Consider the following 19,248-nt stretch of genomic DNA (forward strand, 5'->3'; position numbering starts at 1 on the left):
TAAGATAACCCCATGACACCGGCACGTGGAGATCATGAAGCCCGCCGAACCGAAGTCTCCGAGGCGGTCTGGCGGGTGCTGTCCACCCGGGGTTTCGAGGGGCTCACGCTGCGTGCGGTGGCCGCCGAGATGGGCGCCACCACCGGGCTGCTGACGCACTACTTCCCCAGCAAGAAGGCGCTGGTCGCGCATGCGCTGGACGTGCTGGACCGGCGCTCGCTGGCCCGGCCGAGGCGGCTCGCGCCGGCCGACGGGGGACCGCCGCCGCCCGAGGGGCTGGCGCGGCTGCGGGCGGCGCTGCTGGACGTGCTGCCGCTGGACGCGCCGGGCCGGGCGGGCAACCGGATCTGGGTGGGCTCCTGGGACGTCGCGCTGGCCGATCCGGAGCTGTCCGAGGCGCACGCGGCGCGGTACGCGCGGGCGCGCGGGCTGCTGACGGAGTGCGTCGAGACCGCGCGGCGGCTCGGCGAGCTGCCGGCCGGGCCGCCGGCGGCCGAGGTCGCGGCGGCGGCGCAGGCCTTCGTGCTGGGGCTGGTCGTGCAGGCGCTGTTCGCCCCGGCGGAGTTCCCGGCGCGGCGGCAGACGGAGCTGCTGGACGCCTACCTGGCGCAGCTGACGGCGGGCGCCGGCGCGGGTGGGCGTGCGGGCGGGGTGGCGGGCGAGGGCGCCGGCGCGGGCGCTTCTTCGGCCTAGGGCGCCGCGCCGGCGTTCGGGTGTTTCCGGCACCGGGAATTCCCCGGACGGGTCTTTTCGGAGAGTGCATGACACGGATGGTCACGGGTTATGCGCGCTCGGTGCCGGGCGCGAAATGCGCGAAGTGCGCGGCGCCGGCCGCGGCGCGGTGTTGCGTGGTGCCCCCAGCAGGATTCGAACCTGCGACCTACCGCTTAGAAGGCGGGTGCTCTATCCGCTGAGCTATGGGGGCGGGACGGGCGGCGCCCGGATGGGCGTGACCGTTGCCGGGATCGGGCGGTGGGCGCGCGGCGCCCGCTGTCCGCTCCCGTACCTGAGGGTTGGGTGTGGGGGCCGGCGGGTCCTTGCCCTGTCGGGGACAGGATAAGGGTGTCCCGTTCCTCGGCCGGCTGTTGCGACACCGCCGTTGGTGTGTCGGCCTCGGTGGAGCGGTCCGATAATCGCAGGTGAAGGCCGTGAGTGCAGCGGTCTGGAGGTGTTCCGCGCCGGACGTTGTGCACTCGTTACGGGGCTGTCTGCCCACCCGTTATGGATTCGGCACGGAGAAAGCGCCGCGGCCGAGGCCGGCATCGACGCGGGTGGGGGGCCGTATTCGGGTTCGTTCGGTCGGATGACGTGCGCGGACGGTCCCCGGGGCCACCCCTGGGGGTGTCCCGGGGCGGCGGGGCGGCCCGAGGATTCTTGTCATGGCCCCGCAGAGCATGGGTGTGATGGTCGCACAAAGGCTGAAATTCACCCCTGCGGGCGACATGGGTTTTCCACAGCCCCGAGTTGTCCACAGGATTTCCGATCTCCCGGGTGCGCATTTTCCGGGAAGCGCACTCTCAACGCGCACCGGTCGATTCCGTACGGTGCAACCGAGAGAGCGGAGCGTGCTGTGAACGAGACCCAGGTGACGGTGATCGGGAATGTCGCCACCGAGGTGACCTACACCCAGACCCCCGGCGGGGTGCCGGTCGCGAACTTCCGGCTGGCGTCGACCGAGCGGCGCTACGACCGGGCGCGGGACGGCTGGGTCGACGGTGAGACGCAATGGGTGACGGTGACGGCCTGGCGGGCGCTGGCGGGCCACCTGATCGATTCGCTGTCGAAAGGGGATCCGGTGGTGGTGAGCGGGAGGCTGCGGGTGCGGGAGTGGGCGGAGGGGGAGGTGAAGCGGAGCCGGGTGGAGATCGACGCCCGATCGGTCGGACACGATCTGAGCCGGGGCACGGCGAGGTTCAGCTGGGCGCCGGGGGCGCGGAACGGGTCTCCGGGCGGATTCCCGGGCGGCTCTCCGGGTGGGCCCCCGGGGCGGGCGGCCGACGGGGCGGCCGGGCCGGACGAGGCGGCCGGGGGTCCGGTCGGCGAGCCGGTGCCCGGGTGGATCGTGGACGCCCTGCGTGGCCGGCGGCCGGCCGGGGCGGGCGTCGGCGCGGTGGCCGAGGGGGAAACCGGGGGTGGCGCCTAGCGGGTGACGGGGTGTCCGGCGGGCGGTAGCACTGTCGACAAATATGCGAATCGAGAAGGGTGTTGCGACCCGCACGCGCAATCCCGTTCCGGTTAGCGGAATGATCCCAAAATTCTGGCTGTCCGTCAGCTTGTGGAGACACTGAGGTGGTTGATAACGATCCAGATACGGAATCGTCCTGATTTCGCATGGGGGTTTCTGGGCCTCTGGCGCTCCATAAGATGCGTCTGGTTCACATCGTGAAGCAGCGCCACAGGGGGCGCGGCAAGCAAGGCGGGCTGCCCATCGGCATGGCCCGGCCCGGAGGGATCCCAAGATGTTGCAGAGGCAGGGGCGGACGCTCCCCCGTTTCACTACTGTCATGCTCGCGACCAGCGTTGCGCTGGGCGGGAGTGTGTTCGCGGCCGGTGCGGCGGCTGCGGCCGGCGCCTCCGGTGGCGCCGTCACGGCGGTGATCCAGCCGACCCTGATGAGCGAGGAGATCGCCATCGAGGGCAGCCACTCCATCCAGGGCGGTCTCTTCACCCTCACGACGCCCGACGGCGAGATCAAGACGTACTGCATCGACATCGACCACCCGGTCGACATCACCAAGAAGATCGAGTACCAGGAGTCCGACTGGAAGTCGAGCTCGCTCGGCAGCCCGGCCAAGGCCGAGGACGCCTCCAAGATCCGCTGGATCCTGGAGAACTCCTACCCGCAGGTCACCGACCTCAAGAAGCTGGCCACCGACGCCGGCGTCAAGGGTGACCTGACCAAGGAGGACGCCGCCGCCGGCACCCAGGCCGCGATCTGGAAGTTCTCCGACGGCAAGAACGCCGTCCCGGTCGACGCCGAGGCCAAGCAGCTGCGCGACTACCTCGTCAGCGAGAAGAACAAGGGCATCGCCGCCGAGCCCAAGCCCTCGCTGAGCCTCACCCCGGACTCGGTGTCCGGCAAGCCTGGCGGCAAGCTCGGCCCGTTCACCATCAACTCCAGCGCCAACGAGGTGAAGCTCGCCGTCACCGGCGACTCCGCCGACAAGGTCAAGCTGGTCGACAAGGACGGCAAGCCGGTCACCGACCTGGCCGGCCCGGTCGCCAAGGACACCCAGCTGTTCCTGGACGTCCCCGCGGGCACCCCGGACGGCACCGCCGCCGTCGACGCCTCCGCCGAGACCGTCGTGCCCAGCGGCCGCGTCTTCCTCAGCAAGGGCTACACCCCGGCCGAGCACAGCCAGACCATGATCCTGGCCGGCTCGACCAAGCTCGGCGTCAAGGACTCCGCCAAGGCGACCTGGAAGGCCGGCAAGGGCCCGCTGGTCGACAGCTCCGCGGTCGTCGAGTGCGTCGCCAACGGCGTGAAGGTCTTCGTCTCCAACGGCGGCGACGAGGCGGCCACCGTCTCCGTGAAGCCGGGCAAGGACGTCACCGTCCAGCCGGGCAAGATCGAGACCGTGGTCGTCCAGGTCGCCGAGGACACCGGCTACGACATCACGGTGAGCGGCCCGAACGGCTTCACCAAGAACTTCAAGGGCATCCTGGACTGCAAGACCACCAGCGTGACCACGCCGAGCCCGTCGGCCACCCCGACCACCAAGCCGTCGACCCCGGCCCCGACCAGCGCGGCGCCGACCACCAGCAAGCCGGCCACCCCGAGCGCCACCCCGTCGGCCTCCGCCACCACCGCGCAGCCGGCGCCGACCGGCACGACCCCCGGCACCACCGGTGGCCTGGCCCAGACCGGTGGCAGTGACGCCACCCCGGTCATCGCCGCCGTCGCCGGCGGTCTGGTCGTGGCCGGCGGAGCCGCGGTCTTCCTGCTGCGCCGCCGCCGCGGTGGCAACGCCGCCTGAGGCACCACCCGGGACACGACCCGGTAGGGCGTGATCCGGCAGCACCCGGCCCGGCTCCCCGCACCACGCGTGCGGGGAGCCGGGCCGCGTCGTGCGCGGGATACCCCTGGGGGCACCCGGGGACGGGCACCCGGCGGTTCGGGGCTCCGGGTCGGGTGCGGCACAATGGAAGGCTGCAAGCCGAATTACTCCCGACGACGCCGGAGCGATCTCACGTGGCGGAATACATCTACACGATGCGCAAGGTGCGCAAGGCGCACGGAGACAAGGTCATCCTTGACGACGTGACGCTCAGCTTCCTCCCCGGAGCGAAGATCGGCGTCGTGGGCCCCAACGGTGCCGGTAAGTCCACCGTGCTGAAGATGATGGCCGGTCTGGAGCAGCCCTCCAACGGCGACGCCTTCCTCTCGCCCGGCTTCACCGTGGGCATGCTCCTCCAGGAGCCCCCGCTCGACGAGTCCAAGACGGTCCTGGAGAACGTCCAGGACGGCGTCAAGGAGATCAAGGGCAAGCTCGACCGCTTCAACGAGATCGCCGAGCTGATGGCGACCGACTACTCGGACGCGCTGCTCGACGAGATGGGCAAGCTCCAGGAGGAGCTGGACCACGCCGAGGCCTGGGACCTGGACGCCCAGCTGGAGCAGGCCATGGACGCCCTGGGCTGCCCGCCCGGCGACTGGGCGGTCACCAAGCTCTCCGGTGGCGAGAAGCGCCGCGTGGCGCTCTGCAAGCTGCTGCTGGAGGCCCCCGACCTGCTGCTGCTCGACGAGCCCACCAACCACCTGGACGCCGAGTCGGTGAACTGGCTGGAGCAGCACCTGGAGAAGTACAAGGGCACCGTCGTCGCCGTCACCCACGACCGGTACTTCCTGGACAACGTCGCCCAGTGGATCCTGGAGCTCGACCGCGGCCGCGCCTACCCGTACGAGGGCAACTACTCCACCTACCTGGAGACCAAGCAGTCCCGTCTCAAGGTCGAGGGCCAGAAGGACGCCAAGCGCGCCAAGCGGCTCAAGGAAGAGCTGGAGTGGGTCCGCTCCAACGCCAAGGGCCGCCAGGCCAAGTCCAAGGCGCGTCTGGCCCGCTACGAGGAGATGGCCGCCGAGGCCGACAAGATGCGGAAGCTGGACTTCGAGGAGATCCAGATCCCGCCGGGCCCGCGCCTGGGCAGCGTCGTCATCGAGGTGGAGAACCTCAACAAGGCCTTCGGCGAGAAGGTCCTGATCGACGACCTCAGCTTCACCCTGCCGCGCAACGGCATCGTCGGCATCATCGGCCCGAACGGCGCCGGCAAGACCACCCTGTTCAAGATGCTCCAGGACCTGGAGACCCCGGACAGCGGCTCGGTCAAGGTCGGCGACACCGTCAAGATCAGCTACGTCGACCAGAGCCGCTCCAACATCGACCCGAAGAAGACCCTCTGGGAGGTCGTCTCCGACGGTCTGGACTGGATCAACGTCGGCCAGGTCGAGATGCCGTCCCGCGCCTACGTCTCCGCGTTCGGCTTCAAGGGCCCGGACCAGCAGAAGCCGGCCGGCGTGCTCTCCGGCGGTGAGCGCAACCGCCTCAACCTGGCGCTCACCCTGAAGCAGGGCGGCAACCTGCTGCTCCTCGACGAGCCCACCAACGACCTCGACGTCGAGACCCTCTCCTCGCTGGAGAACGCGCTGCTGGAGTTCCCCGGCTGCGCCGTGGTCATCTCGCACGACCGCTGGTTCCTGGACCGGGTCGCCACCCACATCCTCGCCTACGAGGGCGACAGCAAGTGGTTCTGGTTCGAGGGCAACTTCGAGTCGTACGAGAAGAACAAGATCGAGCGGCTGGGTGCGGACGCGGCCCGTCCGCACCGGGCCACCTACAAGAAGCTGACCCGCGGCTGACACCCAGTCGTGACGACGGCCCGGCAGGCCGCCCGCCCCCGTGGGGGCGGCCTGCCGGGCCGCGGCCCGACCGGCACGCACCGCCGGCGGGCACCGGACGTCGAGGAGAACCCGTGGCACGCCACATCTACGCCTGCCCGCTGCGCTGGTCCGACATGGACGCCTTCGGGCACGTCAACAACGTGGTCTTCCTGCGCTACCTGGAGGAGGCCCGGATCGACTTCATGTTCACCCAGGCCGCCGAGGCCGGCGCGGGCGAGTTCGCGGGCGGTTCGGTGGTGGCCCGCCACGAGATCGACTACAAGCGCCCGCTGGTGCACCGGCCCGAGCCGGTCACCGTCGAGACCTGGGTGACCAGGATCGGCGGCGCCTCGCTGACCGTCTCGTACGAGATCAAGGACACCGCCGCGGACGGCACCGAGACCGTCTACGTCCGGGCGTCCACCGTGGTCGTGCCCTACGACCTCGCCGAGGGCCGGCCGCGTCGGATCAGCCCGGTGGAGCGGGAGTTCCTGACCCGCTTCATGGACGAGGAGCCGGCCGTCGCGGTCTGACCGCGCCCGTCCCCGTCCCGTCCCCGTCCTGTACTCGTACGCCCGATGCCCGGATGTGAGCCGAAGCGTTGAACAGCACCGCCGCCCTTCCTCTCGCCGACACCGGGGAGGCCGCCGACCTGGCCGCCTTCCTGGTCCGCCTGCTGCGCTTCGACAAGGCGGCGGCGGTCCGGCTGCAGGGCGTGCCGCGGCCGGACGGCGGCGGCGTGCTGGCCGTCTTCGGGCGGCTGCCGCTGGGCGGTTCGGGCGCGCTCGCGGTGCGCACCGCGCGCCTGGCCCGCCTCGCCGAGCCGCTCGACCGGACCGTGTCGGCCGGGCAGCTGCTGGACGGCGTGGACACGGAGGCGGACACCGTCGCGCTGCCCTCCCCGGTCACCGGCCCGGCCTGGGCCGGACTGCTGCCGCCGCGCACCGGCTGGCGGCCGGTGGGCACCCCGCCCGCCGCCCGGGTGCGCCTCGAAGTGGCGGCCGCGGTGCGGGAGTTCCGTGAGCGCAGCGAGGCCGTCCCGGCGCACCACCGGACCCGCGCGGTGCTCGACGCGCTGGCCGACGAGATCTGGTCCCGCCCGGTGACCGCGCTGCCCGAGCTGCCGCTGCGGGCCGCCCACGCGGCCCAGGTGATCGGCTTCCTGGCCCCGCAGGCCCCGCTGACCGTGCACCGGGCCGGCGGCTGGCTGCGGCTGTCCGCCCCGGCGGGCTCGGTGGCGGTCCGCACCGCGGCCGCGCCCGGCGCAGGGCTCGGCCTCAGCCCGGTCGGGTAGCCGCGGGGGACGGCGCCCCGGTCAGCCCTCGGTGTTGATCATCGAGGCGGCGGCGTAGGTGAGGTAGTCCCAGAGCTGTCGCTCGGCGTCCTGCGGCAGGGCCAGCTCGTCGAGCGCCACCCGCATGTGCTTCAGCCAGGCGTCGTGCGCCGCCCGGTCCACCTTGAACGGCACGTGCCGCATCCGCAGCCGCGGGTGGCCGCGCTGCTCGCTGTAGGTGCGCGGGCCGCCCCAGTACTGCATCAGGAAGAGCGCGAACCGCTCCTCGGCCGGCCCGAGGTCCTCCTCCGGGTACATCGGCCGGAGCAACTCATCCTCCGCGACGCCCTGGTAGAACCGGTGGACCAGTCGCCGGAAGGTCGGCTCGCCGCCGACCTGCTCGAAGAAGGTCTCCTCGCTGAGCGTGCCACGCCGGATCTCGTTCACCCGACCATGGTCGCAGACGGCGGCGGGGCCGTACACCGGGACCTGGGAACCAGGTCCGTGGGCGTACGACCCCGTGACGACCCCGTGACGACCCCGGGCGGGCGCCGGGTGCTCAGTCCTCCCAGCGGAACAGCTTCCAGGAGATGCCGGTCATCACGGCGGCGAAGAGCAGCAGTCCGCCCATGGTCGGCAGCGCGTCCATCACGCCGCCGCCCCGGGAGAGCACCGACTGCGCCGAGCTGACCAGGTGCTTCAGCGGCAGCACCTCGGAGATCGCCTTGAGCCAGCCGGGCATGTCGTCGGTCGGGAAGAACGAGCCGGACAGGAACGACATCGGCAGCACGATGATCTGCGACAGGCCGTTGGCCGCCTCCTCGGTCTTGGCGATCGAGCCGGCCAGCAGGCCGATCGACATGAAGGCGACGGTCGCGCAGACCACCAGCGGGATCACCAGCCACCAGTTGCCGGTGAGCTTCAGCCCGAAGAACGGCAGGGTGGCCACGGCCAGGAAGACCGCGGTCTGGGCGAGCGCGGTCAGCACCGAGACGGCGACCCGGGAGGAGATGATCGACCCGGCGCTCACCGGGGCGAGCCGCAGCCGCCGCAGCACCTTCTTCTGCCGCCAGCCGACCAGGGTCAGCGAGGCGCTGAACACCGCGCCGGTGGCCACCGCCCAGCCCAGCAGGCCGGGGGTGAGGAACTGGATCGGCTTGAGCGACTCGTCCTCGACCCGGCTGCTCTCCAGGACGAACGCCGCAGGCTTGCCACTGGCGGCCTGGTTGGCCTGCTGGACCACGGAGTTGACGATGCCCTGGACGGAGCCGGAGCGGACCTGGTCGGCGGCGCTGTAGCGCACCACCACCCTGCCGTCCGGGCCCTCCTTGATCATCGCGTCCAGGTCGCCCTTGCGGACCTTCTCCAGCGCGGCGGCCTCGTCGTCGCCCCTGGTGATGCTCAGCACCTGCTCCAGACCGGCCCGGGCCTCGCCCTGGACCGAGTCCAGCACCCGCACGGCGCCGACCTGTTCCACCTTGGCGTGCGGACTGGAGGCGCCCTTGAGCAGGGTGCCGAGCAGCAGCAGGAACATCAGCGGGAAGAGCAGCACGAAGAACAGCGCGCTGCGGTCGCGGACGAAGGCGACCAGCATCACCCGGGAGAGGCTGGCGAAGGCGGAGACCCGCTCGTCCTCGACGGGCGCCGAGGGCGTGCCGCCCGGCGCGGGGGCGGCCGCGGGCGCGGCCGTGGTGGGCTCGGCGCTCATGCGCGGTACTCCCGTCCGGTCAGCTGGAGGAAGACGTCCTCCAGGGTGGCGCCGCGGACCTCCAGGCCGCGCAGCGCGCCCTGCTCGGCGAGCACGGAGAGCACCGGCCCCGGCAGGCGGGTGGACAGCGACAGCGAGACGCCGTTGTCCTCCAGCGAGGTGATCTCCGCCCCGGCGGCGGTGAACAGCTCGCGCGCGGTGTCGAGCGTCAGCAGGCCGGACTCCACGCTGACCCGGACGGTGTCGTCGATCTCGCGGACCAGCGCGGCGGGCGCCCCGGTCCGCAGGATCCGGCCGCGGTCCATCACCGAGACGCGGTCGCAGAGCACCTCGGCCTCGTCCAGGTAGTGGGTGGTGAGCACGACGGTGCGGCCCTCGGAGTTGATGTCGCGCAGCAGGTCCCAGAGGTTGCGGCGGGCCTGCGGGTCGAGGCCGGTGGTGGGCTCGTCCAGGAAGACCAGCTCCGGGCCGTGGACCAGGGCGCAGGCGATCGAGAGGCGCTGGGCCTGGCCGCCGGACATCTTGTCGGTCATCACCCCCGCCGACTCGGTCAGGCCGACCCGTTCCAGCATCGCGTCGGCCCGCTTGGGGCCGACGCCGTAGAAGGAGCCGAAGGTGCGGATGGTCTCCCGCGCCGTGAGCTTGTTGAAGAAGGCGGAGGCCTGGAACTGGACGCCGATGCGCGGCAGCAGCTTGGGATTGCGCGGCCAGGGCGCCAGCCCCAGCAGCTCGATCCGGCCCTCGTCGGGCTTGCGGATCCCCTCCAGGATCTCCAGCGTGGTGGTCTTCCCGGCGCCGTTCGGCCCGAGGATTCCATAGAATTCGCCGGCTTCGACGGTGAGTGACACCCCGTCGACGGCCTGCACGTCCCCGTACCGCTGACGGATTCCGTCGGCGGATATTGCAGCAGTCATAACGACTGAGACTAGGGGCGGCAGGCCGTCATGGGGAGTTGTCCAAGCATCATTTGATGATCAGTTTTACAACGGTGTCGAAGCGCGGGCCGATCCCGGGGGTCAGGCGCGGTGGACGGTGATCGTGGTCCAGGCGCCGATGTGGATCCGGTCGCCGTCGTTCAGCGGGATCGCGGTGTGCGGGGCGACCGGCTCCGCACCGCCGTTGACCGTGGTGCCGTTGGTGGAGTCCTGGTCGACCAGCACCCAGCTGCCGTCCGGCTGTTCCGCCAGCAGGGCGTGCTGGTGCGAGGCGCCCGGGTCCTCCGGCGCGACCGAGAGGTCGATCTCCGGCACCGTGCCGCGGTGCTGGCTGCGCCGGCCGATCCGCAGCTGGCCGCGCCCGGTCAGCGGGATCCGCCGCTCGGGGCAGTACGGCGGGAAGAACAGGCCGGCCGCCTCCGGACCGCTGCGGGTCATCATGGCGGTGAAGTAGTCGCGGTCGGCCGCGATCACCGCGAACCAGGTGGTCCGCACCGGCTCGGCGGGCGGGCCCTGCGGGGGTGTCGGCGGGGCCAGGTGGAACGAGGTGCCGAACTCGTCGCCGCGCCGGGCCGGGCCGGGCTGGGCGTAGACCGGCCCGGAGTCCTCGCGCGGCTGCGGCGCGCCGTACGGCTGCTCGGGGTGCGGGCCCGGGTGTCCGGGGGGCGACGGCTCGACCGGGGCCGGTGCCGGCGCCTGCTGGGCGTGGGGCGGCGGCGGGTAGCCGTAGCCGGCGGGCGCGGTGGGCTGCGGCGGCACCGGCGGGGCCTCGCCCGGGTGCTGGCCGAGGTACCCACCGGGGTGCTGGCCCGGGTGCTGGCCCGGATAGGGGCCCGCGTGCTGGCCCGGGTACGGGCCGGGGTGCTGGGCGGCCGGGGCCTGCGGCGCACCGCCGTACGCCGCCGGGATGTTCAGCGGGGCGGGCGCGGGCGGCGGCGCGGGGGCGGCGGGGAACGCCTGCGGGGCGCGCTGCGGCGCCGAGAGGTCGTAGTCGTACCCGCACTCCTCGCAGAACCGCCCGGTCTGCGGGCTGCGGCAGATCGGGCAGACCGCCAGGCCCTCGGTGAGGTCGGGGAAGCCCTGCGGGGCCGCGTGCGGGGGCGGTGGCACGGCCCCCGGGGGCGGCGGCGGGACCGTCCCGGGCGACGGCAGCGCGCCCGGGGGGAGCGTGGGGTCGTACGACGCGCCGGGAGCGCCGGGTGTGCCGTGCGCCCCAGGGTTCCCCGGCGCGCCGGGGAACCCGCCGGGCTGCGGCTGCGGCTGCGGCGGTGTCATCGGAAATCCGCAGAAGTCGCACCAGTCCTCGGCCTGCGACTCATGGCCCCTCGGGCAGATCGGCATCAGGTCCCCCCTCAATTCCAGCGCGGCCGGGGCCGAGCCCGGCCGGTTCGCGGCCCGGTCGGCGCTTCGGCGGTCACTTCTTCACACGGACGGTCTTGGTCGACCGGGTCTCGACGATCATCGAGTCGGCCTCGCTCACGTTCTTACGGAACCGAACGGTACCCTCCTTCGGGTCCACCACGTCCACCACCTTCTGCAGCAGCCGGAAGGTGCCCTCGTTCCCGGTCGCGTGGGCGATCCGGACGGCGGTCCCGAGCTTGGCGGTGGCCCGGTGGACGTCCCCGGCGCGGTGCGCCTCCATGCCCTCCTGGACGGCCGCGGCGAGCTCCGCCTGGCCCGTGTAGTGGGCGACCTGCGGGCTGATCCGGGTGGACGAGGCGAGGTCGTCCGTCCAGACCGCCTTGACCAGGCCCTGCGACAGCACCTCGGGCGTCCCCCCGGCGACCGACGGCGGCAGGACCAGGCTCACCCGGGCGGCCAGCATCTCGTTGCCGACGGACGCGGCCGGGACCTCCACGCAGACGTGGTAGTCGCGGCTCTCGTCGCCCCACGAGCCGGTCGGGTAGTCGCCGGCCCGCGGCCCGGCCTCGGACCGGCGGTCGGTGAGGTCCTCCAGCGCGGGGGCGACCTGCTTGACGAACCTGACCACCGCGTTGGCGGGCGTCCAGATCCGCAGCGCGACGTCGGCGACCTGCTTGCTCATCGCGCCGGCCATCATCGAGCGGAAGTCCTCGGCCAGGCCGGACGGCTCGGGGACGATGTCGACGGTGCCGAGCAGCGCGGAGGAGATCCGGCGCAGCTCCTCGACCCTCCAGTCGGTGCCCACGCCGCGGCAGTCGGCGGTGAAGTGGCCGGTGACCCGCTCGATCGCGCGCTCCAGCTCGGCGGCCGTCTCGTGCTCGTTGTTGCCGTCGGTCAGCAGGATCGCGTGCCGGATCGGGATGTCGCGGCGGGTGAGGAAGAGCTGGTCGGCCTTGGTCAGCCAGGTGCCCATGGAGGTGCCGCCGGCCGCGGTGAGCCGGCGCAGCGACTCCTTGGCCCGGCCGCGGGTCTCCGCCGAGGCGACCGCGAGGGTGCCGTCCCCGGGGAAGACCTCGCGGGCCTCGTGGGTGCCGGCGACCACGGCGAAGGCGACGCCGTCGCGGATGGTGTCGATGGCGGCGGCGGTGGCCTCGCGGGCGCCGCGCAGCTTGCTCGACGGGTAGTCCATCGAGCCGGAGCAGTCCACCAGGATCACCACGGCGGCGGACTGTCCGGCGCCGCCGCCCGGCGCGGCGTCGGCGACGCCGAGCGGCCGCCCGCCGGAGGTGCCGCCGCCGGTCGCGGTCACGGTGACGATGGCGTTCACCTCGCGGGCGCCGTCCGGGAGGTACTCGTTCTGGAAGATCTCCACGTCGAACCTGGGCAGGTTCGGCTTCGCCAGTGTTGCCATGGGCCGGTGGCTCCCGTCGGGTGGTCGGTTGGTGCGGGGGCTGCTGTGCTCGGAGGTGGGTGGCCGCGCGAGGGGGCGGGGCACGGGGCGGAGCGTGGTGGGGCGTGCTGGGTGGGGCGTGCTGGGGCGGAGTCGTGGTGGGGCCCGCGCCCGGGAGGGCACGGGCCCCGGCGGGGCGGACCGGTCAGCGGGCCGGGGGCACGGTCGGGCGCGGCGGCACGGCGGGCGGCGGCGGGACCGCGGGCAGCGGCGGCAGCGGGGCGGCGGGCGAGCCGATCACCGGGATGTCCGGCAGGGTGGGGTCGTACTCCTCGTCGTCCGCCGCGCCGGCCGCGGCCGCCGGGGGCGGGTCGATCGGCAGCACGGCGACGGTGATGTTGTCGTGGCCGCCGGCCGCGACGGCGAACTTCACCAGGGCCTGCGCGGCGGCCAGCGGCTCGGTCCGGGCGTCCGGCCGGACGTAGTACGCCAGGTCGGTGGCGGCCTCGGCGTAGTTCCACAGCCCGTCGGTGCAGACCAGCAGCACTCCGGGGACGTGCGGGGTGAAGTCGAGGGTGTGCGGCACGACCTCCTCGGCGTCCGCGCCGAGCCAGCCGGTGATGGCGTGGGCGCGCGGGTCCGCGTAGGCCTCGGCCTCGCCCATCAGCCCGGCCTCGACCATCCGGGCGGCCCAGGAGTCGTCCTGGGTGAGCCGGAACGGCTCGGCGGCGACCCGGTCGTCGGGGATCCAGTAGGCGCGGGTGTCGCCGACCCAGCCGATGGTGATCCGGCCGTGGGCCGCGATGGCGCTGACGTAGGTGCAGGCGGGCGCGTTGACGTCGGGCCGGATCGGCCGGGTGCCGTCGGTGGCGAGCGCGGCCACCGCGTCGGCCGCGTCGGCGATGGCCCGGCGCATCGCGGTGGTCGGGGCGGTGCCCGCCTCCAGCGAGCTCAGCAGCGACTCGGAGGCGGCGTCGACGGCGGTCTCGGAGGCCTGGTCGGGCCGGTCGGAGGAGGAGACGCCGTCGCAGACCACGGCCACCACGACCGGCTCGCCGCCGGGCAGCGAGGTGGCGGCGACGGTGAAGGAGTCCTCGTTGCGGTGGTGCCGCAGACCGCGGTCGCTGACCCCGGCGACGCCGGCCAGCGCCTTCTCCATGTGGTCGCGGGGGCGCGGCTGGGCGCCGCCGCAGCCCTCGCAGTAGCCGTCGGCGGTCACCTGGCGCAGGCCGCAGTGCACGCACGCGGCCGCGCTCGGCGTGCCCTGGCCGCCCTGGCCGCCCTGAGCGGGCACGGCGGGCGTGTTGGGCAGGGTCGGCGGGTGGTCCTCGCCGTCGGCGGCCGCCCGGGCGGCGGACCAGCCGGCCGGCATCGCACCGGGGGCGGGCCGGCCGTCCCGGCTCGCCCCGCAGGAGCCGCAGAAGACGTCCTCCGGGTCCATCGGCTCGGCACAGCTCTGGCACACGGTCTGCTGCGGCATCTGTTACACCCACGTCCTGGGACGGGCCCGGTTGGCCCGTTCCACCATCTCGATCCTGGTATCGGCCCGGTCGGCCAACCGGGCGAGTACCCGGTAGGACTGCTCCAGGGCGAACCGCAGTTCCCGTTCCACCGCGGGCCGTCCCAGCACGCTGACCTCGCCGGTCGTCCGGCCGGGGCCGGTCCCGCCGGGGGACCCCGCGGTCACCCAGCCGAGCGCCGCGCCGAGCACCTCGACGGCGAGTTCCTCGCGGCGGCGGTCGTCCAGGCGCAGCGCGGTCAGCTGCTCGGAGCTCGCGCCGAGGTCGGCGCCGAGCGGGTCGGTGGCGGGCCGCTCGCGCAGCCGGGCCCGGACGGCGGCGATCCGGGCGGCGGTGTACTGGCTGGAGGTGGCCGGGACGGACTCCAGGGCGGCGACCGCGCCGGCCCGGTCGTCCCCGGCGAGCCGGACCCGGGCCAGCCCGAAGGCGGCGCTCAGGTAGCTCTGGTCGGTGCTCCACACCAGCCGGTAGAACTCGGCCGCGTCGCCGCCGTCGCCGAGGAGTTCGGCGCAGACGGCCAGGGCCAGCTTGGGGGCGGCCTCGCCGGGGAAGGCGTCGTAGACGGCGTCGAAGGCCTCGGCGGCGGCGCGCAGCGCCTGCGCGCGCGGGTCCGCCCCGCCCTCGGGGCCGGCGCCCTTCGGAGCGGCGGTGTCCGGGTCGGCGGCGGCGGCCAGCGAGGCCAGGCCGCGGTACCAGACGACCCGCCAGTCGTCCGGGTGGTCCTGCTCCAGCGCGGCGAGCGCCTCGGCGGCCTGCCGCCCGTGCCCGAGTTCGAGCAGCGCGCGCAGTGCCCGCAGCCGGCGCTCCACCGAGTCGGTGGGGGCGCCGTCCAGCGCGGCCAGCGCCTCATGCGGGTCGGCGGCCAGCAGGGTGGCGAGGAAGCCGGCGTTCGGGTCGGCCGGGTCGACCCGGGGGACGGGCAGCGCGAGCGCGGCGGCGGCCGGGTCGACGCCGGTCAGCCGCAGTTCGCCGGGCCGCACCGTGGGTGCCACCAACTCGGTGTCGACGACGCGCAGTTCGGGACCGAACAGGGTGGAGGGAGCGGGCCTGGCGCGGCCGTCCTGGAGCGCCAGCACCTCGCGCAGCACACCGGTGAGCTGGTCGGCCATCTCCTCGGCGGAGGCGAACCGGCGGGCCGGGTCGGGGTCGGTGGCGCGCACCAGCAGCCGGTAGTAGGACTCGTAGGCGGCGAAGGCCGGGACGGACTCCGGGCCGGGCAGGGTGTCCCGGTAGGTGGTGGAGTAGCCCTGGAAGTCGAAGCTGAGGACGGCGAGGGTGCGGGCCACCGTGTAGAGGTCGGAGGCGGGGGAGGGGCCGTCGGTGGCGATCTCCGGCGCCTGGTAGCCGATGGTGCCGTAGATCGGGCCGTCGTCGTCGAAGCGGCGGACGGCGCCCATGTCGATGATCTTGAGGGTGTCGCCGCTCTGGATCGCGTTGTCGATCTTGAAGTCGCAGTAGACCAGGCCGCGCTGGTGCAGGTAGCCCAGCGCGGGCAGCGCCTCCAGCGCGTACGCGATCGCCTGCTCGACCGGTAGCGGGTCGCGCCGGCCGTCCGCGGCGCGGCGTTCGTTGGCGATGTCCTTGAGCGACTTGCCGCCGACGTACTCCATCACGATGTAGCCGTCGGTGGCGCCGGTCCGCAGGTCCGGGTGCTCGGCGAAGTTGATGATGCGCACGATGCTCGGGTGGTCCACCTCCGCCAGGAACCGGCGCTCGGCGACGGCCACCGCCAGCGCGTCCTCGTCCCCGGTGTCCAGCAGGCCCTTGAGCACCACCCACTTGTCGTTGACCCGCCGGTCCACCGCCAGGTAGATCCAGCCGAGCCCGCCGTGCGCCAGGCAGCCGACCACCTCGTACTGCCCGCCGACCAGGTCGCCCCGGCGCAGCTTGGGGGTGAAGGAGTACGGGGTGCCGCACTTGGTGCAGAAGCCCTCCGGGCGGCCCGGTGTGCCCTTGCGGTCCCGGCCCACCGGGGCGTCGCACTTGGAGCAGTACCGCTTGCGCTCCGGCACCTCCGGGTTCTCCAGCACCGCCTGCGCCGGGTCGGCGGCCGGGACGGTCGGCACGGTCACCAGACCGGCGCCGAGGCGGTGCCGGTTGGCGGTGCCGCTGCCGCGGCTGCTGCGCACCGAGACCGAGCGGCCGCTGCCGGTGCGGGTCGAGCGGTGCGAGCGGGAGCGGCCGGACAGCGAGCGGGCCGAGGCGCTGCGGGCCGAGGCGCGGGCCGAGCCGGTGTCCGGGTCGAACACGATCTCCAGGGTGGAGGTGTACGCCCGGGAGCCGCTGGTCGGGGAGCCGCTCGTCGCCGAGCGCGGGGCCGGCACCCCGGGCGGGGTGAGGCCGCACTCGTCGCAGTAGCCGTCGGCGTCGACCGTCCCGGCGCAGTCGCGCGGGCAGGGGTCGCCTTCGCCCGCCGGGGCGGACGCCGGTCCGGTGGCGCTCGGCCCGGTAGTGCTCGGTCCGGTGGACCCGGTCCCGGTGGCGGTCCGCACCGAGGAGGTGCCCTCCGGCGCGAGCCCGCACTCGTCGCAGTAGCCGTCCGCGTCGATCGTCCCGGCGCCGCCGCACTCCGGCCGCACGCACGTCTCGCCCATCACCCTCGGCCCCCCTGTACCCGTCCGTCGACAGCCTGTCCGTCGGCCGGCTCCCCGCCGGCCCACGCCCCGCCCTGCTGCGTCCCGTCCGCGGCGTCCACCGCGTCCACCGCGTCCACCAGGTCCGCCGGGCCCGTTGCGGCCCCGTCGTCCGGCCCGCCCGGTGCCGGGCGCAGCGCCTGCTGGAAGCGGGCCACCGCGCCCGCCGCCGCCCGCAGGTCGCACGGCGCGCTCCACAGCAGCCAGCGCGCCTTCTCGTACCGCTCCACCACCTCCGGGTCCTCGGCGACCCGCAGCCGGGCCGCCATCGCCTTGTACGCGTCCAGGCGTCCGCGCAGCTCGGCCCGGACGGCCAGCGGCTGGGTCACCTCGGTCAGCGACTGCCGGGCCCGGGCCAGCTCCTTGGCGGCCGCGTCCTCCAGCGCGTCGAGCAGCGGCGCCAGCCGGTACCACTGCCCGCTCTGCCGCAACTCCAGTGCCACCACGATCCGTTCGCGCAGTGCCGAGGCCGGGCCGGGGACGGCCGGCACCTCGGTGGCGGCGATCTTCGCCAGCACCTCGCCGCGCGCCCGGCGGGCCTCGGCGAGTGTGGCGTCGGCCCGCTGCAGCAGGTCCCCGACGCCCTGCAGCCGCTCCTCGGCGTCGTCGCGCAGCCGCAGCAGGTTCTCCAGCTCCAGCCGGACGCCGTCCAGCGCCCGCCCGGCCAGGTCGAAGCGCTCGGTGTCCACCACCCCCGACGGCGTGGCCAGCGCGCCGCCGTCCGGCACCGTGCCGCGCTGCGCGGGGACGCGGGCGGGCCGCCACAGCGCCAGCGGGTCGCTGCGCACCTCGGTCCGCAGCCCGCCCAGGTCGGCGTCCAGCGCGTCCAGGTCGTCGCCGAGCGGATGGCCGCCGACGCGTACGCCGAGCGAGGCCGCCAGGGTCTGCACCCGGCGCAGTTCGGCGATCAGCAGGTCGATCCGGGCGGGCAGCGCCGTCCAGACCGCGTCGGCCGCCGAGACCACCTCCAGGACGGTCGCGTACCAGGCGTTCATCCGGTCCATCAGCCCGTCCAGGCTGACCCGCTCGACCAGCCGGGCGGGTGCGCCGAGCCGCTGCGGGCCGTCCGGCGCGCCGCCGGGCACGGTGACCGCGTCGCCGGTCAGCAGCTCGCTCAGCTCGGCGAGTTCCGGGCCGCCCGGCCGGGGCTTGCGGGCCCGCACCGCGCGGGCCGAGGCGAGCGCCTCGGAGTAGCGGTCGAACAGCGCCCAGAGCATCGGCAGGCCCTGCCCGACGACGGCCCAGCGCTCCTGGGTCCGCCCGGTCAGGTCGGCGCCGTCGAGCAGGCGCAGGCCCGGGTGGTCCTGGAGCGAGAGCAGCGCCGATTCGACCGCGTCGCGTTCCGCGCCGAGGCGCGCCAGCGCGCGGTCCACCTCCTCCCGGCTCAGGACCGGGCCGGCCGAAGCCGCCATCGCTCTCTCCCCTCCTCCACCTGCTCCGCTCCCGCCATCTGCTCCGTTTCGCGTCCCCGGGGACCGCTTCCGGCCCCGGCGGCCGCCGGACCGACCCTAACGCGTGCCCGCGCCGCCGCCGTCGCCCCCGCCCGTCCGGTCGTCACCGCGGTGCCGGCCAGTGCCGGTCGGCGTCGTCCAGCAGGTACGGCTTGAGCCAGCTGTCGTACGCGCCGCGCCAGGCGCCCCTGGCGTAGTAGTCGTTGATCACCTGGTTCACCCGGGCGGTCAGGTCGGTGCTGTCCTTCAGCATCCCGACGCCCATCACGCCCGGCCGCACCTCGCCGTCCAGCACCTTGACGGTCTGGTCCTGGGCCGCCTGGCCGGCCGCCAGGCCGTCGTCGGTCATCGTCGCGTCGACCTTGCCCAGCTGCATCAGCACCAGGCAGTCCAGGTTGTTCTCGACGGGGACGAGCTGCTTGAGCGGGCGGGTCTTCAGCTCCTCCAGGGCGGAGGAGCCGGTCGCCGCGCACGCGGTGGTGCCGTTCAGCGCCTCGTCGAGGCTCCTGGCCGGCGAGGTCCTGGGCACCAGGACCCGCTGGCTGGTGGTGAAGTAGGGCCGGGAGAAGGCGATCTCCGCCAGTCGCTCGCAGGTGATCGACATGGTGCGGACGATGATGTCGACCCGGCCCTCCTTGATGTACTTGATCCGGTCGGCGGTCGGCACCGCCTTGAACACCACCTTGTCCGGGTCGCCCATGATCGCGGTGCCGATCGCCCGCGCCAGGTCGATGTCGAAGCCCTCCAGCTGACCGGTGTTGGGGTTGCGCGAGCCCCACCGGTAGCTGTTCAGGTCGATGCCGACGACCAGGCTGCGGCGGGCCTTGATGGCCTTGACGGCCGGGCCGTCCTCGGTGCTCGGCGGGACGCTCTTGTAGAGGTCGCAGGGTTCCGCCTGACCGGACTGTCCTATCTGTTCCTGCTGGTCCTGCTGTGCGGCCAGCGGCACCTGCGGCGGTGCGCCGCCGTCCTGCGGCCCGCCCGCGCCGAGCGCCAGCGCGCCGGAGGCCAGCAGCGCCAGCGCGGCCGCCGTCCGGGCCGCCCGCAGCGCGGTGGCGCGGCCCCGTCCCCGGTTCGTGATCGTGCCCATCTCGTCCG

At 73.9% G+C, this 19,248-nt stretch carries 15 protein-coding genes and 1 tRNA gene; 6 read left to right on the forward strand and 10 right to left on the reverse strand.

What is annotated here, in order from left to right:
• Positions 1-12 precede the first annotated feature (12 nt).
• Positions 13-693 (forward strand): TetR/AcrR family transcriptional regulator, encoded by a 681-nt coding sequence (locus ACFCLZ_RS26180; RefSeq protein WP_380279811.1) that lies wholly within the window; start codon positions 13-15, stop codon positions 691-693.
• A 156-nt stretch (positions 694-849) separates the two neighbouring features.
• Here ACFCLZ_RS26180 and ACFCLZ_RS26185 read toward each other — a convergent pair.
• Positions 850-925: transfer RNA gene (locus tag ACFCLZ_RS26185), tRNA-Arg, on the reverse strand.
• 645 nt (positions 926-1,570) lie between these two features.
• Here ACFCLZ_RS26185 and ACFCLZ_RS26190 point away from each other — a divergent pair.
• From ACFCLZ_RS26190 to ACFCLZ_RS26210, 5 genes are all read left to right on the forward strand, one after another.
• The gene (locus ACFCLZ_RS26190; RefSeq protein WP_380279813.1) at positions 1,571-2,143 is read left to right on the forward strand and encodes a single-stranded DNA-binding protein; all 573 of its coding nucleotides are present in this window, start codon (positions 1,571-1,573) and stop codon (positions 2,141-2,143) included.
• Between the two features lie 361 nt (positions 2,144-2,504).
• Positions 2,505-3,977: a Cys-Gln thioester bond-forming surface protein gene (locus ACFCLZ_RS26195; protein WP_380279815.1), complete on the forward strand. Its 1,473-nt coding sequence runs from the start codon at positions 2,505-2,507 to the stop codon at positions 3,975-3,977.
• 215 nt (positions 3,978-4,192) lie between these two features.
• On the forward strand, positions 4,193-5,857 hold the full coding sequence (gene ettA, locus ACFCLZ_RS26200) for an energy-dependent translational throttle protein EttA (RefSeq protein WP_380279817.1): 1,665 nt from the start codon (positions 4,193-4,195) through the stop codon (positions 5,855-5,857).
• 113 nt (positions 5,858-5,970) lie between these two features.
• The gene (locus ACFCLZ_RS26205; protein ID WP_376096674.1) at positions 5,971-6,411 is read left to right on the forward strand and encodes an acyl-CoA thioesterase; all 441 of its coding nucleotides are present in this window, start codon (positions 5,971-5,973) and stop codon (positions 6,409-6,411) included.
• 68 nt (positions 6,412-6,479) lie between these two features.
• The gene (locus ACFCLZ_RS26210; protein ID WP_380279819.1) at positions 6,480-7,172 is read left to right on the forward strand and encodes a hypothetical protein; all 693 of its coding nucleotides are present in this window, start codon (positions 6,480-6,482) and stop codon (positions 7,170-7,172) included.
• Between the two features lie 21 nt (positions 7,173-7,193).
• On the opposite strand, the gene ACFCLZ_RS26215 is transcribed toward ACFCLZ_RS26210, so the two are convergent.
• From ACFCLZ_RS26215 to ACFCLZ_RS26255, 9 genes are all read right to left on the reverse strand, one after another.
• On the reverse strand, positions 7,194-7,598 hold the full coding sequence (locus ACFCLZ_RS26215) for a globin (RefSeq protein WP_380279821.1): 405 nt from the start codon (positions 7,596-7,598) through the stop codon (positions 7,194-7,196).
• Positions 7,599-7,710: 112 nt separating this feature from the next.
• The gene (locus ACFCLZ_RS26220; protein ID WP_380279823.1) at positions 7,711-8,859 is read right to left on the reverse strand and encodes an ABC transporter permease; all 1,149 of its coding nucleotides are present in this window, start codon (positions 8,857-8,859) and stop codon (positions 7,711-7,713) included.
• Entirely contained in the window at positions 8,856-9,773 is a 918-nt protein-coding gene (locus ACFCLZ_RS26225; RefSeq protein ID WP_380279825.1) for an ATP-binding cassette domain-containing protein, read from the reverse strand. The genes ACFCLZ_RS26220 and ACFCLZ_RS26225 overlap by 4 nt, the downstream gene beginning before the upstream one ends.
• 102 nt (positions 9,774-9,875) lie before the next feature.
• Positions 9,876-11,069, reverse strand: a complete 1,194-nt coding sequence (locus ACFCLZ_RS26230; protein ID WP_380279827.1) for an FHA domain-containing protein — start codon at positions 11,067-11,069, stop codon at positions 9,876-9,878.
• A gap of 139 nt (positions 11,070-11,208) precedes the next feature.
• The gene (locus ACFCLZ_RS26235) at positions 11,209-12,567 is read right to left on the reverse strand and encodes a VWA domain-containing protein (protein WP_380279829.1); all 1,359 of its coding nucleotides are present in this window, start codon (positions 12,565-12,567) and stop codon (positions 11,209-11,211) included.
• A gap of 184 nt (positions 12,568-12,751) precedes the next feature.
• Positions 12,752-14,026, reverse strand: a complete 1,275-nt coding sequence (locus ACFCLZ_RS26240; RefSeq protein WP_380279830.1) for a PP2C family protein-serine/threonine phosphatase — start codon at positions 14,024-14,026, stop codon at positions 12,752-12,754.
• Positions 14,027-14,029: 3 nt separating this feature from the next.
• Complete coding sequence (locus tag ACFCLZ_RS26245) at positions 14,030-16,660, reverse strand: tetratricopeptide repeat protein (protein WP_380279832.1); 2,631 nt, start codon at positions 16,658-16,660, stop codon at positions 14,030-14,032.
• Positions 16,660-18,111 carry a hypothetical protein gene (locus ACFCLZ_RS26250; protein ID WP_380279834.1) on the reverse strand — a complete coding sequence of 484 codons (1,452 nt, stop codon included), beginning with the start codon at positions 18,109-18,111 and terminating at the stop codon, positions 16,660-16,662. The genes ACFCLZ_RS26245 and ACFCLZ_RS26250 overlap by 1 nt, the downstream gene beginning before the upstream one ends.
• Positions 18,112-18,253: 142 nt before the next feature.
• Entirely contained in the window at positions 18,254-19,240 is a 987-nt protein-coding gene (locus tag ACFCLZ_RS26255) for a glutamate ABC transporter substrate-binding protein (RefSeq protein ID WP_380279835.1), read from the reverse strand.
• Positions 19,241-19,248 lie beyond the last annotated feature (8 nt).

Origin of the sequence: Kitasatospora purpeofusca, from assembly GCF_042691725.1 — a bacterium.
Taxonomy (GTDB): Bacteria; Actinomycetota; Actinomycetes; order Streptomycetales; family Streptomycetaceae; genus Kitasatospora; species Kitasatospora purpeofusca_B.